14 protein-coding genes are annotated in these 18,850 nt (G+C 37.7%); 7 read left to right on the forward strand and 7 right to left on the reverse strand.

What is annotated here, in order from left to right; genetic code table 11:
• Positions 1-42 precede the first annotated feature (42 nt).
• From pyrE to rpoZ, 3 genes are all read right to left on the reverse strand, one after another.
• Positions 43-621 carry an orotate phosphoribosyltransferase gene (pyrE, locus tag HWX04_RS03605; RefSeq protein ID WP_175868852.1) on the reverse strand — a complete coding sequence of 193 codons (579 nt, stop codon included), beginning with the start codon at positions 619-621 and terminating at the stop codon, positions 43-45.
• Entirely contained in the window at positions 599-2,860 is a 2,262-nt protein-coding gene (locus tag HWX04_RS03610) for a RelA/SpoT family protein (protein WP_175868853.1), read from the reverse strand. Before HWX04_RS03610 ends, pyrE begins: the two co-directional genes overlap by 23 nt.
• 128 nt (positions 2,861-2,988) lie before the next feature.
• On the reverse strand, positions 2,989-3,387 hold the full coding sequence (gene rpoZ, locus HWX04_RS03615; protein WP_175868854.1) for a DNA-directed RNA polymerase subunit omega: 399 nt from the start codon (positions 3,385-3,387) through the stop codon (positions 2,989-2,991).
• A gap of 562 nt (positions 3,388-3,949) precedes the next feature.
• Between rpoZ and HWX04_RS03620 the strand changes: the two genes are divergently transcribed.
• Positions 3,950-4,618, forward strand: a complete 669-nt coding sequence (locus tag HWX04_RS03620; protein ID WP_175868877.1) for a uracil-DNA glycosylase — start codon at positions 3,950-3,952, stop codon at positions 4,616-4,618.
• A gap of 24 nt (positions 4,619-4,642) precedes the next feature.
• On the opposite strand, the gene smpB is transcribed toward HWX04_RS03620, so the two are convergent.
• Entirely contained in the window at positions 4,643-5,119 is a 477-nt protein-coding gene (gene smpB, locus HWX04_RS03625) for an SsrA-binding protein SmpB (protein ID WP_175868855.1), read from the reverse strand.
• A gap of 18 nt (positions 5,120-5,137) precedes the next feature.
• Positions 5,138-6,022, reverse strand: coding sequence for a 4-hydroxy-tetrahydrodipicolinate synthase (gene dapA, locus HWX04_RS03630; RefSeq protein ID WP_175868856.1), 885 nt, complete (start codon positions 6,020-6,022; stop codon positions 5,138-5,140).
• A gap of 250 nt (positions 6,023-6,272) precedes the next feature.
• Here dapA and HWX04_RS03635 point away from each other — a divergent pair, with 250 nt between their 5' ends.
• Positions 6,273-8,366, forward strand: coding sequence for a lytic transglycosylase domain-containing protein (locus tag HWX04_RS03635; protein WP_175868857.1), 2,094 nt, complete (start codon positions 6,273-6,275; stop codon positions 8,364-8,366).
• Positions 8,367-9,386: 1,020 nt separating this feature from the next.
• Here the strand turns inward: HWX04_RS03635 and HWX04_RS03640 are convergent.
• Positions 9,387-10,172, reverse strand: a complete 786-nt coding sequence (locus HWX04_RS03640; RefSeq protein ID WP_175868858.1) for an energy transducer TonB family protein — start codon at positions 10,170-10,172, stop codon at positions 9,387-9,389.
• Between the two features lie 239 nt (positions 10,173-10,411).
• Between HWX04_RS03640 and HWX04_RS03645 the strand changes: the two genes are divergently transcribed.
• From HWX04_RS03645 to HWX04_RS03665, 5 genes are all read left to right on the forward strand, one after another.
• Positions 10,412-12,589 (forward strand): TonB-dependent hemoglobin/transferrin/lactoferrin family receptor, encoded by a 2,178-nt coding sequence (locus HWX04_RS03645; RefSeq protein WP_175868859.1) that lies wholly within the window; start codon positions 10,412-10,414, stop codon positions 12,587-12,589.
• 264 nt (positions 12,590-12,853) lie between these two features.
• Positions 12,854-13,897, forward strand: a complete 1,044-nt coding sequence (locus HWX04_RS03650; protein WP_175868860.1) for a hemin-degrading factor — start codon at positions 12,854-12,856, stop codon at positions 13,895-13,897.
• Positions 13,898-13,908: 11 nt separating this feature from the next.
• Complete coding sequence (locus HWX04_RS03655) at positions 13,909-14,814, forward strand: heme/hemin ABC transporter substrate-binding protein (protein WP_175868861.1); 906 nt, start codon at positions 13,909-13,911, stop codon at positions 14,812-14,814.
• Positions 14,815-14,834: 20 nt separating this feature from the next.
• Positions 14,835-15,914, forward strand: a complete 1,080-nt coding sequence (locus HWX04_RS03660; RefSeq protein WP_175868862.1) for a FecCD family ABC transporter permease — start codon at positions 14,835-14,837, stop codon at positions 15,912-15,914.
• Positions 15,911-16,744: a heme ABC transporter ATP-binding protein gene (locus HWX04_RS03665; RefSeq protein WP_175868863.1), complete on the forward strand. Its 834-nt coding sequence runs from the start codon at positions 15,911-15,913 to the stop codon at positions 16,742-16,744. The genes HWX04_RS03660 and HWX04_RS03665 overlap by 4 nt, the downstream gene beginning before the upstream one ends.
• Before the next feature lie 844 nt (positions 16,745-17,588).
• Here the strand turns inward: HWX04_RS03665 and bgtC are convergent.
• Complete coding sequence (gene bgtC, locus HWX04_RS03670) at positions 17,589-18,563, reverse strand: gene transfer agent tail collar protein BgtC (RefSeq protein WP_175868864.1); 975 nt, start codon at positions 18,561-18,563, stop codon at positions 17,589-17,591.
• Positions 18,564-18,850: the final 287 nt, after the last annotated feature.

Below are 18,850 nucleotides of genomic sequence, written 5' to 3' on the forward strand. Positions count from 1 at the left end.
AATTAATCTTTTTAAGTTTTTGCATAACAAATAGAAAGATAATTAAATATTTCGACTGCCTGGTTTAAACGCTGGAAGAGCAGAAAGATCTGCAGGAAGTGCATCACTCGCATAAGAAGCTATCTCGTATTCAGCAAGCGCAATCAACGGAACGCCAACATCTACCTTACCACCAGAACGATCAAGGATACATGCACTTGCCAATACCTCTACTCCTGCTGCCGCCAGCGCCTCAACGGTTTCACGTATGGAAAGACCCGTTGTCACAATATCTTCAACAATAACAACCCGTGCACCCTTCTTGATTTCAAAACGACGCAATTCAAAGACGCCATTGACACGCTCTACCCAAAGAGAAGGAACACCAAGGTGACGTGAAGTCTCATAGGAAGGAATAAGACCGCCAATTGCGGGACCAACGACATAATCAATTTGTCCCTCGATAGATTGTTTAATTTTTTCAGCCAATCCACGACAGAGCTTTTCCGTCAAGTCAGCATGCATAAACACTTTCGCCTTTTGCATATAAATCGCACTATGGCGCCCCGATGTTAAAATAAAATGCCCTTCTAGAATAGCATCTGCTTGTTTAAAAATATCAATGACATCTTGTGTATTCATTATAAAATCTTTCTTGTTMCCCATGAACCCGCCGTACTGTACTGACTGAATCTGCCTTTTTTAACTGAGAAAAAATACGATTCAAATGTTTTAAATCCCAAACTTCTAAATCAATCATCATTTCTGTAAAATCTGGTGCTGTACGGATAAAAGATAAATTTTGAATATTGGCATCGTTAGCAGAAACTATTTGCGTAATTTCAGCTAAAGAACCAGGACTATTGGCAACCAAAATACTCATCCGTGCAGGAAAACGTTCATTCATTTGGGCATCAATATCCCAGCGGACATCAATCCATCTTTCTGGCTGATCATCATACGCCATCAAAGCCGAAGACTGTATTGGATAAATAACAATCCCCGCACCAGGTTGCATGATACCAACAATCCGGTCTCCAGGCACAGCTCCTTCTGGTGAAAAACGTACAGGTATATCTCCACGAGTTCCTCGAATAGGTAATGCTTTAGATTGATGATCCTCTATCATTGTATCTTTTTCATTTTCCGGAACTTTAAAAATCATACCTTGAGCATTTTCAATATTAAACCATCCTTCTTCCCCAGGCCTAAAAGATGACTTTTGTACTACACGCTCTTGGTAATCAGGATAAACCGCTTTAATCACATCAGCGGAAAATAACTCTCCACGCCCAACAGCAGCCAATACATCCTCCACATCTTTACGTGCCAAACGTGGTAAAACTTTTTTCAAAACATCTTTTGAAAATTGTTTTCCCATATATTCAAATGAACGCTCAAGAATACGATATCCTAGCCCCGAATATTGCTTACGTACCGCTGCTCGGCTTGCACGTCGAATAGCTGAACGTGCTTTACCTGTGACAACAAGAAACTCCCACGCAGCTGGCGGAATTTGAGCGTGTGAACAGATAATATCAACTTCATCGCCATTTTTTAATTTAGTCATTAAAGGCATAATACGACCATTGATTTTTACGCCCACACAAGAATCGCCGATGTCTGTATGAACGGCATAAGCAAAATCAATAGGTGTCGCTCCTTTAGGAAAAGCAATTAATCGACCTTTTGGTGTAAAACAAAAAACTTGGTCTTGAAAAAGCTCAAGTTTTGTATGCTCTAAAAACTCTTCCGGATTATCTCCATCAGATAAAGATTGTATCGTTTGACGCAACCATGCATAGGCATTCGTTTCGCTGGATAATTTCGAAGTCGAATAATTGGACCCCTGTTCTTTATATATAGAATGAGCAGCAACCCCATATTCAGCAACTTCATTCATGGCAGCCGTTCTAATTTGTAATTCAACGCGTTGTCTCGAAGGCCCCACAATGGTTGTATGAATAGAACGATAATCATTTTGCTTTGGTATAGAAATATAATCTTTAAAACGACCAGGAACCATCGGCCATGTCGTATGGATGACACCAAGAGCACGATAACAATCATTCACGGATTCAACAATCACACGAAATCCAAAAATATCCGATAACTGTTCAAAAGATAATGCTTTACTTTCCATTTTGCGAAAAACTGAATAAGATTTTTTCTGACGGCTTTTAACATCTGCTTTAATGCCGTTTTCCAAAAAAAGTTTTGTCAATTCATTTTCAATTGTAGAAAGCAAATCACGATTGCGCTTTGATAATTCAGAAAGTCGATTGGTAATCGTACGATGACCTTCTGGATTTAAATAAAAGAAAGAGAGATCCTCTAATTCCTCGCGCATATCCTGCATACCCATACGGCCCGCAAGTGGCGCATAAATATCCATTGTCTCCTCAGCAATCCGTCGACGTTTATCATCACGCATAACACCAAGGGTACGCATATTATGAAGACGGTCTGCTAGTTTGACTAAAAGAACACGAACATCATCAGAAATCGCAATAAGAAGTTTACGAAGATTTTCTGCCTGTACAGCTTTTTTTGATACAAGATCAAGCTTATTAAGCTTTGTAAGTCCTTCAACCAACTTCCCAATTTCAGAACCAAAAAGCTGATCAATTTCTGCCCGTGTAGCGCTTGTATCTTCAATTGTATCATGCAAAAGAGCAACAGCAATCGTTGCTTCGTCTAGCCGCATGTCTGTTAAAATAGCAGCAACTTCTAAAGGATGAGAAAAATAAAGATCACCTGAAGCACGCATTTGATGTGCATGCTTTCTCATTGCATAATCATAGGCTCTATTTAAAAGAGCTTCGTCTACGTCAGACTTGTAACGTTGAACACGCCCAACAAGCTCACACTGACGCATCATACGAGCATATCCTTTATCTTTTCACACCTCTAATCTTTATTGAACTCGTCTTATCAATAAAAAACAAGAAAAATAACTTCTCCTTATATGATATGGCATCGTTACTCCTGTAATATCAATCGACGCAATTAATAATCGTCACTCTTTTCAGGAACAACCAAACCTTCAATACCCGCTAAAAGCTCTTCTTCTGACATATGATCAAATGAAGTTCCTTCTTCTTGCGATGATGTATTAAAAACACTTTCAGCTTCACTTGAATGGGTGATAAATCCACTTGCCATTTCTGGCTCATCTACTTCCACATGCTTTTGTAGCGAATGAATAAGATCTTCCTTTAAATCAGCAGGCGATAATGTCTCTTCTGCTATTTCACGCAAAGCAACAACTGGGTTTTTATCATTATCACGATCAACTGTAATCTGCGCGCCTTGTGAAATCTGACGCGCCCGATGACCGGCTAAAAGTACCAATTCAAAGCGGTTATCAACTTTATCAATACAATCTTCTACCGTTACGCGGGCCATTTATGCCTCTTTCTCAAATTAAAAATTTAATAGCGGATAGAGGAGTATATACAATAATCAAAATAAAACACAAGAAAAACAACACAAGCTTTTATATTTTTTGCTTAAAGAACTTATTTGAGAAAATTTTTGGAAACTTTATAAAAAAATGTATATCCTCTTCATGCTCTTTCTCAAAGCTGCTCTTAAAAGGATTCCCATAGATTGGATTCAAACAAAAGAAGGGATTTCTTGACAAAATATCTCTTTGCAGTCTTTATCTTTTTAAAAGAAATACTAGCCCTTAAAAATCCTTTCCAATAACAAAAGCTTTGTGCACATTTTTTATGATAATATATTTATGAAAGACAGAATTTTTCTTTAAACATTATATCTATTGCACTCTTATTCCTCGAAGAAATGACTGAAAGATTGCCTCTTGTTACATCATAATGAGCTATAAATTGATATTAAACTTTCTTCTAAAACAGTTTATTGATATTCTAGGTCTTTTATCAAAACATGATCCATTATAACGCCATAAAAGACTCAAAAGAATAAAAAACGATTGATGCCTAATACCATGAATAGCCTATTAACATCGCTTTGCCCGGAGCCCCCCAAAAATTGCAATTTATGCCCTAGGCTCCATCAGTTTATTGCTGATTGGCGTGCGAAAGAACCAAGTTGGTATAACGCACCGGTACGCCCTTTCTTTCCCTATAAAGGAGCAGACACAACGCGTCTTCTCATTGTTGGTCTTGCTCCTGGATTACGCGGGGCCAATCGAACTGGACGTCCATTCACAGGTGATTATGCAGGGCACTTACTTTACTCCACTTTAAAAAAATTTGGTTTTGCCCAAGGAACCTTTGAAGAAAGAGCAGACGATACTCTTGAACTGATTGATGCTGCAATCGTTAACTCTGTTCGCTGTGTTCCACCAGAAAATAAACCCACCGGCACAGAAATTAACACATGCCGCTCTTTCTTTTCCCCTCTTTTAACAAATCTTCCCAAACTTAAAGCCGTTATTACCTTAGGCACCATTGCACACCATTCAACGATACGCGCTCTTAATGCAAAAGTTTTAGCTCATCCTTTTGGACATGGCAAAATCAATAACATTGGCAGATTACGTATTTTTTCAAGCTATCACTGTTCTCGTTATAATACCAACACTGGCCGCTTGACAGACGCTATGTTTCACCAAATTTTTCAAGCAGCAAAAACATACTTAGATCAATGCTAAATCAATAAAGCATATCCAAATTGATCATCCATATCTTTTTAAAAGTCTTTCTTTTTCACGGCCCCAATCACGTTTTTTTTCTGTTTCGCGCTTATCATGAAGTTTTTTCCCACGGGCTAGAGCAATCTCTAACTTAACGCGCCCACGTTCATTAAAATAAAGCTTGAGAGGAATAAGTGTCATTCCTTCACGGGATGTTGCATTAAAAAAGCGTGCCATCTCACGTTTTGAAAGTAATAATTTACGCAAACGTCGCGGCTCATGATTAAAACGATTAGCCTGCGTATATTCAGGAATATAGCTGTTTACTAACCATAATTCTCCATTTTCAAAACTGGCATAGCTTTCAGCAATATTAGCATGATTAGAACGTAAAGACTTTACTTCCGCTCCTTGAAGAACAAGACCCGCCTCAAGATTATTAAGGATTTCAAAATTAAAACGTGCTTTACGATTGTCAGCAATGATTTTTCGCACAGACGCATTCTTTTTTTTATTCATGGCTTTGTCAATGTCACTTTATGCTTTTAAAAGACCAGCATGACTAAGGGCTGCATCAATAATCTTCTTGGTAATCTCTGTTAATGGAACAATCGGAGAACGCACAGTCTCACCACAAAAACCCAATTTTGCAGCAGCATATTTAATACCTGCTGGGCTAGGTTCAATAAACACAGCGCGATTAAGAGGCATAAGGCGATCATTTAATTCCCGAGCTGTTTTATAATCACCATGAAAACAAGCGGCTTGAAGCTGTGCGCAAAGTCTTGGAGCAACATTGGAAGAAACTGAAATACATCCAACACCTCCATGTGCATTAAAACCTAATGCTGTACAATCATCACCGGAAAGCTGCACAAAATCTTTGCCACACTTTTCACCTTGTTCACTCACGCGCTCAATTCTGCCCGTTGCATCCTTAACACCAATGATATTGTTAAAATCTTGATAAAGGTCTCTCATCGTTTCCACAGTCATATCGATAACAGAACGACCCGGAATATTATAAATTATAATCGGAATAGAAACAGCTTTGGCAATGGAAGAAAAATGCTTATATAAACCAGACTGATTGGGTCTATTATAATAGGGTGTAACAACCAAAACGGCATCTGCACCAGCTTTTTGCGCGTGTTGTGCAAGCTCTATAGCCTCACTTGTGCTATTGGATCCTGCTCCAGCAACAACAGGAACACGCTTTGCGACCTGCTCAACACACAATGCTATAATTCGCTTATGTTCTTCATGGCTTAAAGTTGCTGATTCACCTGTCGTTCCAACAGGGCTTACACCGTTAATCCCTTGTGTGATTTGCCATTCAACAAAATCACAAAACGCTTTCTCATCAATTTCACCCTTAAGATCAAACGGTGTGATAAGCGCAGTTATAGCTCCCTTGAGCATGATAAACTCCCTATAATGTTCGCTTTTATTTTTTTATAATCGCCTTTATAAATTTTAAATAGAGCATAATCTTGCTCTATCATTGAAGCAAGATGAATTTCAAAAAAGCCTTCATAAGATGAACATATCCCTCCTTAAATTTTAAACATTTCTTTAAAATAAGCGGTCTGTATTAACGTGTTTTTCATGCTTGTGTTCTATAAAACCTTAGTTTTTTTTACAAAAAGCAAGGTCTCAAGGTCTTTTCTCTATGCGTGTATTTTCCACCTCTCTTTTCGTATCAACCTTTAGCGCATTTCTACTGGCAATAAGAATTTTGGTTTCAGGTGCCTATGCACAAACACCTCTTTTACATGGGAAAACACCCATCCCTTCGGTACGCCCTACCCCCCTTACTGTCAAACAAGAAGCTCAAGAGCCTCTTCAACAAAGATACACGACATCGGGCAATACTGCGACACTCAAGCAGCTAAAAGCTGGGCTTGATGCCCTTGCAAACACTAATGTTGCAAAGACAATAAACCTGCGTAATTCAATGGAAAAACATAACCTTGATCGTTATATTTTGACATGGGCGCTGGGGCTATCAAACCAAGATAATATACCAAGCTCTGAAATATATAATGCAATCAACTTGCTTAAAGGATGGCCTGGGGTAGAAACGATGCAACGCAACGCTGAGCGGGCTTTTCTTAACGAAACCAATAACACACGCGCCATCATCCAAAAATTTTCTCATCACCCCCCCCTCACAGCACAAGGCATGGCTCTCTTCGCTAAAGCACTGATTGCAATGGGACAAATCACCCGTGCTCAACATGTTATTGCACCGTGGTGGCATAAAACACAGCTGAATGCAAAAGAGGAAATGTTTGTTCTTAAAAATGCAAGCGCTGCCCTAAAACCTATTGATCATTTAAAACGCATGCAGTTTATGCTGTATGCACATCATTTTGATTCAGCGGCACGCATTGCCAAATTAGCTCATGCTCAATCTCTTTTTGATGCTGTTGTGGCTGTTGAGAAAAATGATCCTAGAGCAATACAAAAATTACGAGCGATAGAGAGAACATGGAAAAAAGATCCTCTCTTCCAATTTGCTCGAATACGCCATCTTCGGCGAACAGGGCAATATGATGCAGCCGCAACACTGATGATGAAAACTTCAAAAGATACTTTCCATCTTATGAACCCCCATTCTTTGTGGAAAGAGCAACGCGCCCTTTCTCGCGAAATGCTCGATTTAAACCAACCAAAAATGGCTTATCAACTTGTTGCGATGCATACTGGCTTGACATCTGCATTAGCCGTCGATGCTGAATTTCATGCAGGATGGTATGCACTACGGTTTCTTCATAACCCTAAATTGGCAATGCAGCATTTTTCACGCATTCCTCAACTCTCTTCTTTACCTTTTTCTGCATCACGTGGCTATTACTGGATGGGACGAACAGCAGAAACGCTAGGAGAACACAAAAATGCCCAGCATTACTTTCATCGCGCAGCTCATTTTGGTGCAACTTATTATGGTCAATTAGCTGCCGCACGGCTCAACCAAAAAAAGCTTAACATTTACTTTCCTAAACCAACAACCGCTGAGCGACAACATTTTAGTGCACGAAAAGCTATCAAAGCAATTCAACGTCTTGAAGAAGCCGGCTATGCTGATTTTGCTAAAATTTTTTATAGAGAACTCGGAAAAAAAATAGAAAGCCCCGGTGAATTAGCTCTTCTGGCTGTTATGGCAGAAAAAAATGGTGACTATTATACCAGCCTCAAAATTGGAAAAACGGCTGCTTTTCAGGGGAAAAATGTCGGGGCACTTTCTCATCCTCTGGGAGCTATACCCGCTTCTGCTCACTTTTCTGTAGAAGAAAAATCATTTATCTATGCCATTGCACGCCAAGAAAGCGAATTTAATCCAACAGCCATATCAAAAGCAGGGGCACAAGGGATCCTCCAATTACTTCCTACAACAGCAAAAGCACTGGCAAAAAAATACTCAATCGCATGGTCTCATCAAAAATTCAGCAGTGATACTCAATATAATGTGACATTAGGGGCCCATTTTCTCAATGAACAATTGGAACGTTTTAATGGATCCTATATCCTAACTCTTATTGGCTATAATGCAGGGCCCCGTCGGGTCAATGAATGGATAAAACGTTATGGCGATCCTCGTGGACAATCTCTCGATAATGTCATTGATTGGATTGAGCGTATCCCTTACACAGAAACACGGAATTACGTGATGCGTGTCATGGAAAATTACGGTGTTTACAAAGCAAGACTCACTGGGAAAATAGATATAAAAACCGACCTGCTTTCTGGTCGATGGAAATAATATGCCTTAATCTTCCCAAATAGTATTGCGTTCTTAAGAGACATTTTTATTTCTTCTTAAAGAATACCCACATACAACGTAACTTTTGACGTGCAAGTTAAGTGATTTTAATTGATTTTGTATCAATAGAGTCGAAATGAGAAATTTTATGCTATTTGGAGCTTTCATTCCAAATATAAATAATGAATTATCATTATAAATCATCATGCTGCACAAATTGTTCATGTCTTCTCAACGCGTAAACAATAATATCCTAGAGGTTATCAATGTAAAAAAATGAAACGAATAGCACATCCTTTTTCTATTGCTTATTCATTAACATTCAAATCTTGTACAATAGCATGTTTTGAAGGTGTTTTTTCTGCTTACAATATTTCTAGCCCCTATAGGCGTGCATTATTACATCTATCTGTTTGGATCATCTCTAAGGCAAAAAGACAGACTTACTGTGTGAGAAAACCTTAAAGATAAAAATACCCCCTGTTCCTTCCCTTTTCATTCAATTTTATGCCTTTAAAACATATCAATATCTTTTAAGAATAAAGATGAAACTTTACCTTTTATTTCTCTCATTTTTATATATAAGCTCGCATCATTTATACAAAACAGAATATCTAGCCCAAAGAGTATATAGTATTTCTCATGCCTCTTTTTATTTTAATAAAGACATTTTTGAATGTTTCTAAATTCATTTCACAACGGTGAACCAGAAGAGTGGTTATAAAAATCCTCTCACGAATTGTATAAAAATCGATTAGATATATTGCTTTTAATGAGGTAAAAGCGATAGCCCTATCATTCCCTAGAGCTCAATGTTGCTAAAGTCCTTTCATTTAGAGCATTCACAAGTATGTTTACTGCTAAAGTTTTTAACCATATTCTCCCTTGTGACGTATCAAGCAAATGGTTTTGATTGATCAACGTCAAAAAGTTCTAGAGAAAACTTTTTATTCACATGATAAAATGATAAGCAATCATTCTAAACCAATATATTATCCAAGCAGAGACCTTTATAAAAAATCAGCTAAATATTAAGGATACTCTAATTGTTTTATTTACTTTTGATGGTGGAGGGGGAGGAAAAGAACCAATACGTTGAAGAGCTGCCATAGCCAATCGATCAAGTTCCGGATCTCCAGCAGAAACAACAACACGGCTAAAAACAATACTTCCCCGCTCATGCACCTTAAATTCTAACTTCACTGTTCCTTTTGCTCGACTGATACGCTGTCCTACAACATAATTTTTTTGCTTTTCTAATTGCGACTGTACCTTTGCTAACCACTCCATTAACACCATATCTTCAAGCCCTGCTGTACTGCCACTCTGTCTGGCGGGAGATGAACGCACAGCCTTTAAAAGAGGCCGCTTAATCACTTTTTTTGGACTTGTTTTTTTTTCAAATATTTTATCTTCTACTTTTTGAGGAAGAGATTCTTCCAAAAATTTTTCTGTAAAATCATCTTTTTCTACAGGAGGCTGCGGCTCTTCCGGTTCCGGTTGAATTTCATCCACCGTCTCAGATATCTCTGGTTCTTGCTCTGCAAGATCTGGCTGTAATCGTTCTGATTTTGTGCTAACATTTGGTAAATCTGTATCATGATCTGGATTCTGCGAATCTATATCAGCATCCAGATAGAGACTCTCTTGGGCAAGAGTGAGCATAACCGTTGACGAGAGCATGCCATTATTGACACCAGTCTTTTGAAAATAAAACGGCGCTCCCAATGCAATATGCAAAGAAAGAGCTCCCACAAATGCACCAATCCAAAGGGTTGATAACTGCCTCGTATTTGCAAAGTTCATCGTTTCTTCCGCCGCAATTCTAAGTGCACTATTGGTATTTCATCTCATTAAAACAAGCTATTTTAAAATTGCAACTTTTTTCTTGACTGATTTTATCATGTTTAATATGGTTTCCCTGTGATTTTATATTGTTAAATCATTCATGCTTGGTTGGCTAATTTTGATAGGGTTAAGTCAAGCGTTTTTAATAAAATTTCAAGCTTAGAGAGGGGATGTTTAAAAAAAGGTTATAATGTGTTATGCGAATAAGACGAGAAAATATCCATAAAAGCTGTGTGATTTTGGGCGCGTTGTCGGTTTGTATACCTTCATTTGTTTTTGCACAAAACAGCGATAAGAATGTTGTGACTGAGCTCAAACCAATCCTTATTAAAGGAAAAAAAATAGAAGCTGATTCAAATTCAATAACCATTCTAACTGACCGTAAAACAAATAAGAATATTGATGAAAAACAAATAACTGATCTTTATGACGTGAGTCGTCTTAATCCTTCTGTCTCCTATAATTCACAAAATAATAGTTTTGTTATTCGTGGTTTAGATTCAAACCGTGTTCTTACGACAATAGATGGTATTTCTCTTCCATGGTTTAATGATATATTCCGTGGTGGAGGTGGAAACACAACTTTTGATTTCAATGCTCTTTCTACGTTTGATACTATTCAAGGATCAGATTCTAGTCTCTATGGTTCTGGTGCCCTAGGGGGAATGATTGCGCTGCGTACCCTTAATCCTGAAGATCTTATCGTAGAAGGGAAGAATTGGGGAAGCCTTATAAAAGGTGGTTATAATTCTGTTGATAACAGCTGGCGCGTCGATCAAGCTTTTGCTGTACGCAATTACCGGACATTTTTGCTTTTTCAAGGGTCTTATATAGAAGGTCATGAGCGTAAAAATATGGGAACAGTGGAAGGATACGGAGAACGCACGCGTAAAAACCCCTCTCACTTTGACAAAAATAACCTGCTTTTTAAAATTCATCAATATTTGAGTGATAATCATCGGCTTGGTTTTACCGCAGAGCGTTTTGGTCATAATAGTAATACACATGCATTAAATTCATCTAAAAGATATGCTCCAGGTTCCGTTTATGAGCGGGATGATAAACTTCGTGAGCGCTTTTCTCTTTCTTATAATTATAATGGTAATGATGACGCGGTTCTTGATGCGTTTAGTGGAAAGCTTTATTGGCAAAGGCAATCAAGTCGTTACTTTATGACTGGCGTTCGTGTTTCAGCCCCCAAAGGGGATTATTTGAGAGATAACTTTTTGCGTAATATCAATTATGGCTTCAATGCTGATGCGCTTAAAAAAGTGGATTTTGGTACTGTAAGCCATACGTTAAAGTTTGCAACAGATGTTTCATTATCTAAATTTCATCACTATCTGTTCGGTAAAGATAATTGTCATATAAAAGAATATGCTCGAGGATGTCTTTTTGTTCCTGCTAATCGCTCAGATTCACCAGACACAAATGGTTACAATTTAGGTTTTGTTTTTGAAGATGAAATTGGATTCGTTGATGGTCGTTTTCGTGTAACGCCTGGTATCCGATATGATTGGTACAAATATGTTCCTCAGAAAACACCTTCTTATGAGAAAGCACTGATTTCTGATAAATTCCCTCCAGAAAGAAATGGTTCACGCTTTTCTCCTAAATTACGCATGGAGTGGGATGTTCGTAATCAAGTGACGCTTTATGCTCAGTGGGCACAAGCTTTTCGTGCACCACGTATTTCAGAACTTTACGTCTCTTATGTCAAACCTTCCGCTTATTACGTGAAAGGAAATCCTGATCTTCAACCAGAAACAAGCAATGGCTATGATGTTGGCCTACGATATGGAAATGCAAGCTTCGGTGGTTCCTTCAATGCTTTTATCAATCAATATAAAAATTTCATAGATACTGAGGATAGAGGGCCATCAGAAGAATTCAGATTTGCGCGTCGGCATTACATGAATCGTTTCCGCGTACAAATTTTTGGTGTTGAAACAAAAGCGCATTTAGTTCTTAAAAATGGTTTTCATAGCAATGTCGCTCTTGCTTATTCACAAGGAAAAGATCTTGATAAAAAGGAATATCTTAACTCAATTCCTCCTTTGAAAGCAGTTATCGGATTAGGATATGCCAAAGAGGCCTGGGGAAGCGATATTATTGTCACTCTGGCAGCCAAACGCGACAAAGTAGCGAAAGATTCTGATTACCAAAAAAATCCAGGATATCATGTCGTTGATATGACAGGATGGTGGAAACCATTCAGTGAAACAGGACCTATCTTAAGAGCTGGTGTTTATAATCTTTTTAATACAAAATATTGGGATGCATCAGAACTTCCTTCAAGTGGAAGTTCAACACCGAAGGATTATTATAGCCAGCCTGGTCGTAACTTTAAGGTGTCCTTTGTACAAAAGTTTTAGTTTCTTCTGTTAACAATTAGGTCAATAAAATTATATCGATAAAAGGATCAATTATTGTGTTTCTATTTTCAACATCTTTAAAATTACAAAGATTTGATAGAAAAGCTTTAATTCTTTCTGTTTTATCATTTTTTGTTTGTTCAGCTGTTGGCGATAGAGCGTTCGTTTATGATAGATTAAACTCTTAAAAGAGTTTAATCTATTGCCTTGGAATTGTAAAATTTGAAAGTTAGTTTTTGAGTTAAGTAACATAAGGTAAAGTCTATGGCATATACAGCTGAAATGATTCTTCGTTTGCGTAAAGAAAAAAAAGAAATGCGAAACCGCGATTTTGCGGTTTCAATTGGTATATCTGAAGCGGAGCTTATTGCGGCTTATTGTACTATTGGAAAAGCAAAAAGACTAAAAACGGATGTCGCCACTCTCTTGGAGAGTGCACCTCGGCTTGGAACAGTCATGGTCTTAACACGCAACGAACATGCTGTTCACGAAATAACAGGACGTTTTGAAAAAATTGTTCAAAATCAACATATTCCTATTACACTTGGTGAAATTGATTTGCGTATTTTTGCAAAACATTGGAAGTTCGGTTTTGAATATGATGTCATTGTTCTTGGAAAACCTACAAAAAGTCTACAGTTCTTTGATCAACATGGCGTTGCTACTTTAAAAGTCTATTCTAAAGATATGACAAATATGGAAGAGTGGAATAAACTCGTTGAAAAGCTCCTTCTTGAAGATCAGTCCTCTATTCTTGACATTCTTCCCGTTTCTCTTCCAGTTCAAGGTGACATAACAGAATTGGATATTGAAAATTTTCGGGATCGTTGGCGTAAAATGACAGATGTRCACCAATTTCATAAAATTATTTCTGAATTTAAAATTAATCGGCATCATGCTGTAAAATATGTTGGCAGTGAATTTGCCGATGAATTGCATGCCGATGCTGTTGAAATAATGCTTAACCAAGTGGCACGCCAAGAATTGCCCATTATGTGTTTTGTTGGGAATAAGGGGTGTATTCAAATTTTTAGTGGGATTGTAAAAAATATTAAGCAAATGGGACCTTGGCTGAATATTCTTGATCCAGGGTTTGACCTTCATTTACTTACGTCTGGGATTGCTAGTGTATGGCACGTTCGCAAACCTACCCTTGATGGTTATGTCAGTTCACTTGAAGTTTTCGATAAAAATGATGGAATGATTGTTCAATTATTTGGCTTGCGCAAAGAAGGTGAAAAAGAGCGTGAGGATTGGCGTTCTTTATTGAAGTCTCTTCCTCCCTATCAAGAACTAGTCGTCGCTTAGAAAGATAAAATATGTATATAGTTCTTTTGCGAAGACACTTAAGTTCTTTCCTTCTTTTTATATTGCTTTCTCTTAGCTTTTTTTCTCAACGTGTCATTGCTGAGCCTACCACACATTTTTCTGAAAATGCACGAATTGTCTCTATTGGCGGCTCCCTGACGGAAATTGTTTATGCGTTAGGAGCACAAGATCAACTTGTAGCACGTGATAGTACAAGCGTTTATCCCAAAGAAGCTCTCAAACTTCCTGTGCTTGGCTACATGCGTGCTCTTTCACCTGAAGGTGTTTTGTCTCTTGCTCCAGAAGGTATCTTGCTTGTTGAAGGAAGTGGGCCTCCTTCAACAATTGAAATTCTCAAAAAAACATCAATCCCTATCGTAATCATACCAGAAGACTATTCTCGAGAAAGTGTTATAGAAAAAATTCGCCTCGTTGGAAAAGCCATCCATCGTGAAGCGCAAGCCGCTGCATTAATTCAAAAAGTGAGCCGTGATTTTGTAGACAATGATGCTCTCTTGGCAAAGGTAACGAAACCAAAGCGTGTTCTTTTTATTTTATCCGTGCAAAATGGGCGCGTTATGGCATCTGGAACAGATACAGCGGCTGATGGTATTATAAAACTTTCCGGTGGGATCAATGCCATTACTGATTATAAGGGGTATAAACTTCTCAATAACGAAGCATTATTGAAAGCAAATCCTGATGCTATTTTGCTTATAACACATAGTGGAAAATCTATTAATCTTGAAAAGATTTTAGCTATACCAGCAATTCAAGCAACAACTGCTGCCCAAAATCACGCTATTAAACAAATGGATGCTATGTATCTTTTAGGGTTTGGACCACGTACTGCATACGCATCAAGGGAACTTATTCATATGCTTTATGGTGCAAATAAAAACGATAAAAACGGGTAGAATTGGTAGAGAATCCATCCATGGTTTATGCATCTGAAACAGAAAAAAATAAAAAAATAAATCGCGAAAATTTGAGAAAAATACTCTTATTCGGTCTCATAGTATTCCTCATCTTTAGTATTTTAAGCGGGCTTTTAAATGGTGCTTCAAATACTTCATTCTTTGATTTTCTTTATAGCATGTTTACGCAAGAATTTTCTGTCAGTAGAAAAACACGCGATTATCTCATATTTATTGATATAAGACTTCCTCGTGTTATCTTAGGCTTACTGATCGGAGCAGCTTTGGCTGTCTCTGGTGTTCTGATGCAAGGACTTTTCCGTAATCCTCTTGCAGATCCTGGAATTGTAGGTGTATCAGCAGGAGCCGGTCTTGGAGCTGTTTTAGCAATTGTTGTAGGTTTTGCCTTTCCTGTTTCATTTGCACCTTTTCTAGAACCGTACAAAGTTATCATAGGCGCTTTTTTTGGTGGGCTTTTATCAACGATTGTTCTCTATATCATAGCAACGCATCATAGCTTTACCTCTATTGCAACCATGTTGCTTGCCGGTATTGCACTTGGTGCCTTAAGCAGTGCAGTTGTCGGAACGTTGATTTTTATCGCAAATGACCAACAATTACGCGATATCACTTTTTGGAGTCTTGGCTCTCTTGCGGGAGCAACATGGTTGAAAGTATGGCTTGTTCTCCCTTTCATCTTTGTTGGTCTTCTTTTTTCCCCCTTTTTATCACGAGCACTTAATGCTCTAGCACTCGGAGAAGCCGTTGCTGGTCATATCGGTTTTTCTGTTCAACGCGTGAAAAATATTACTATTCCCCTTGTTGCTCTTATGTGTGGAAGTGCTGTTGCCGTTAGTGGTGGTATCGGTTTTATTGGGATTATTGTTCCTCATATTTTACGTCAGCTCATTGGTCCTGATCACCGTTATCTCATTCCTTACTCTGCTCTCTTGGGAGCAGCATTACTTATTTTTGCTGATACGTTTGCACGCTTAATTGTCGCCCCCTCAGAATTGCCCATTGGAATTGTAACAGCACTTTTTGGTGCCCCCTTCTTCCTGTGGATCCTTATATGCAAACGAGGAACAGATTTTTCATGATTGAAGCGACAAATATTTGCGTTCAGCGCGGAAAAAAACAGATTCTTAACCACATTAATCTTCAAGCTAAAAGTGGAGCTTTTACCATCATTATAGGTCCAAACGGATCAGGGAAAAGTACTTTTGTCAAAGCATTAAGTGGGGAAATTCCTTATAGTGGAAAAATAACCTTAAATGGTTATGATGTAAGTCAAACAAAGACTCACGAAATGGCAAAAATGCGAGCCATTTTACCTCAATCAATAACGCTCGTATTTCCATTCTTAGTCCATGAAGTTGTAGGGCTTGGCCTTTCTGTAAACCCCATTACCATTACCAAAACCGAACTGAAAAATCTTATCCAAGAAGCTTTAGAACGCGTTGACCTTTCTGATTACGGTAACCTGTATTATCACCAATTATCAGGTGGGGAGCAAGCACGCGTACAACTTGCACGTGTTCTTTGCCAAATCTGGAAACCCGTTTATAATGGAATTCCTCGTTGGATGATATTAGATGAACCTATTGCTAGCCTCGATATTCAACATCAAATTATCGTTATGGACATTGCAAAACAATTTGCCCATTCTGGTGGTGGCGTTCTTGCTGTTCTTCACGATCTCAATCTCGCGGCACATTATGCAGATAACATGATTTTGCTCAAGGAGGGAGAGATTCATTGCGAAGGAAATGCTTCTGCCGTTTTAACAACACAAAATCTTCGCGATGTTTACCATTGTTCCTTAAATGTTTCTGAATTACCTAAAGAAGATATCCCATTTATACTCCCTCAAATGGCATCCTCCTATGAAATTAGATCCCAAAGCTATCGGATTCAATCTAAAAGTTAAAATCCATAGCACCATGAAAACACGCAAATATTAAAGAGTCTGTTTTATTTTTTAACGAACTCCTTTCCTCTAAATCCATAAAAGATTTATTTGCAGCTTTAATGATGTTATTTTTTCATAACGTGTATGCTTTAGCTGTTTTTATTAATAGGTAAATATTGATTTATAATGGTCATTTTACCCCCCTTTATTAACAAAACTGTTTATTGGCACATCACAAGAACGAAACGATTAAACAAAGTCCTTTAAAATAAACTCAATAAGGCTTCTTTTAGGCACCTTAATGCAAAAACAATACATCATTAAGATGAGGACAGAGTATATAATGATAACGTTTATCTGTGGCTTAACAAATATAATGTAATTCCACTTAAAGAGAGTATACTATCTACAAATAAAACCTATACCCACGGCAATGCAAAGAAATGGATTGATAATAAGATGAGAGAAATCTCTTTTTGAGGATGAATTAGCTCATATAGGAGAGGGCTATTTTTGCGCAACAAAAAACGTTACAAATATCGCGCTTTTTTATGCCTTAGATTGAATAATGCTATCACTCTCCCCCCCATCAAAACACTTTATGAAAATAACATATCTCTAGATCACTGAACAGCAAATTTAAAATGATTTTTACATATTTTTTCTATGTTATCATACAATTATAAAAAAAATTATATTATTAATTCTCCCTCCCTATCATTTTAAAATTGTTTTTTTGACTCTCTCAAGTATCGTATTAATAAGATAGGTTTTCTCTTCACATGCATAGAAAATAACGCGGAATTACTCCGCGTTAATAAAATTTATCAAATGTATATAGATTCTGTATTTCCCGATCAACTCATGATTTGATAGCATAGACGACTGTTATATTAACAGGGCGTGTTTCAGCTTCACCCGTATGGGAAAGAGTTACTTTGTGTGTATGTGCACCAGCAGAATCTGTTGTTCCTTGAAAAGGAGAATCATAAATATAACATTTCTCTATTCTCCCATTACTACCCATTGACCATACAGCCCTTTTATACTGAAAATTGTGCGTATGTTTGCCTGATTCTTCAATGGTCCCAATATGCGTATGCGATTTTATGCTATCTTGTTGTTCATCGGCAAATTTTCTATCATCATCTAAACCCCGACCATCATCAAAGCCACGTAAAAACATGCCTCTAAAGTCTGGAACTTTAAAGGTTATTTCACTGTCTTTTCCCCATTTATCCCCTATAGCCTTGAATAACTGCGGATAATCTTCGCGCTTATAGGCCTTACCGTCACATAAAAGCCAACCGATTGGTACTTCTTGCATAGCAAATGTGGCAATAAATCCAGCGGGAAAACTTTCTATCTTTGGTGCTGTAGGATTTAATAAATACCAACCATCTCGACCTTCCGTTGAAACATTGCCATTATATACCATCTCATAAATACCGTCTGTTTGTAGCTCTCCTCCTTCTAACGATATAACACCTGTATTCGTCGCTTTATAGATAGGCTTTTCTCCCATGTTATTAACTTTTATTGTCGTCGTGCCAATATTCACACCATGGGCTTTAAAACGTATGATGATATCATTGTTATATTTCTTTATCGGTGAAACTGTCTTTAAAGTAATTAATGTTGTTTTATCTTCCGCATTGATCATAAAGCTTGAGTCAATAGATCCACCATTATCTGCAAGATATTCACGCACGCGTTGCATCATCGCCCGTGCACTATCATTGACAGAACTAGGCGGCTGACCTTCTGCCCAATTAATAATATTATCTGAATGAGCATTTTCATCAGCCTTTAGCGACCAATCGTAAATATTAGACATTATAAATCCCCCATTATTTTCATAGTTTTTCTAATAATTTCTCGTTCTGTGCTCTAAAATGTGCCTGCAGCATTGATCCGTCATAACCACTGACCATCCGTATTTTACGTATTCTTTCTCTCTTTACTCCTTTCAATTTAATAAGCTAATTTCATCAGACTATTTTATAATATTAGTCTTCATGCTTCCACTTCTAACACGTAATGGAACACCTCATCTGCTGTTATTTGGTATCTTGTTTTGTTGCTTTGCTGTCATTATACAGTCGTATTTTCAAATCTTGCATC

The organism is Bartonella gabonensis (assembly GCF_903679515.1).
Taxonomy (GTDB): Bacteria; Pseudomonadota; Alphaproteobacteria; order Rhizobiales; family Rhizobiaceae; genus Bartonella; species Bartonella gabonensis.

Bases quoted from the DNA above. Each gene is read 5' to 3' on its own strand.
- dapA (WP_175868856.1), bottom strand. From the start codon at position 6,022: ATGCTCAAGGGAGCTATAACTGCGCTTATCACACCGTTTGATCTTAAG.
- HWX04_RS03665 (WP_175868863.1), top strand. From the start codon at position 15,911: ATGATTGAAGCGACAAATATTTGCGTTCAGCGCGGAAAAAAACAGATT.
- HWX04_RS03660 (WP_175868862.1), top strand. From the start codon at position 14,835: ATGGTTTATGCATCTGAAACAGAAAAAAATAAAAAAATAAATCGCGAA.
- HWX04_RS03635 (WP_175868857.1), top strand. From the start codon at position 6,273: ATGCGTGTATTTTCCACCTCTCTTTTCGTATCAACCTTTAGCGCATTT.
- rpoZ (WP_175868854.1), bottom strand. From the start codon at position 3,387: ATGGCCCGCGTAACGGTAGAAGATTGTATTGATAAAGTTGATAACCGC.
- smpB (WP_175868855.1), bottom strand. From the start codon at position 5,119: ATGAATAAAAAAAAGAATGCGTCTGTGCGAAAAATCATTGCTGACAAT.
- bgtC (WP_175868864.1), bottom strand. From the start codon at position 18,563: ATGTCTAATATTTACGATTGGTCGCTAAAGGCTGATGAAAATGCTCAT.
- HWX04_RS03640 (WP_175868858.1), bottom strand. From the start codon at position 10,172: ATGAACTTTGCAAATACGAGGCAGTTATCAACCCTTTGGATTGGTGCA.
- HWX04_RS03645 (WP_175868859.1), top strand. From the start codon at position 10,412: ATGCGAATAAGACGAGAAAATATCCATAAAAGCTGTGTGATTTTGGGC.
- pyrE (WP_175868852.1), bottom strand. From the start codon at position 621: ATGAATACACAAGATGTCATTGATATTTTTAAACAAGCAGATGCTATT.
- HWX04_RS03620 (WP_175868877.1), top strand. From the start codon at position 3,950: ATGAATAGCCTATTAACATCGCTTTGCCCGGAGCCCCCCAAAAATTGC.
- HWX04_RS03655 (WP_175868861.1), top strand. From the start codon at position 13,909: ATGTATATAGTTCTTTTGCGAAGACACTTAAGTTCTTTCCTTCTTTTT.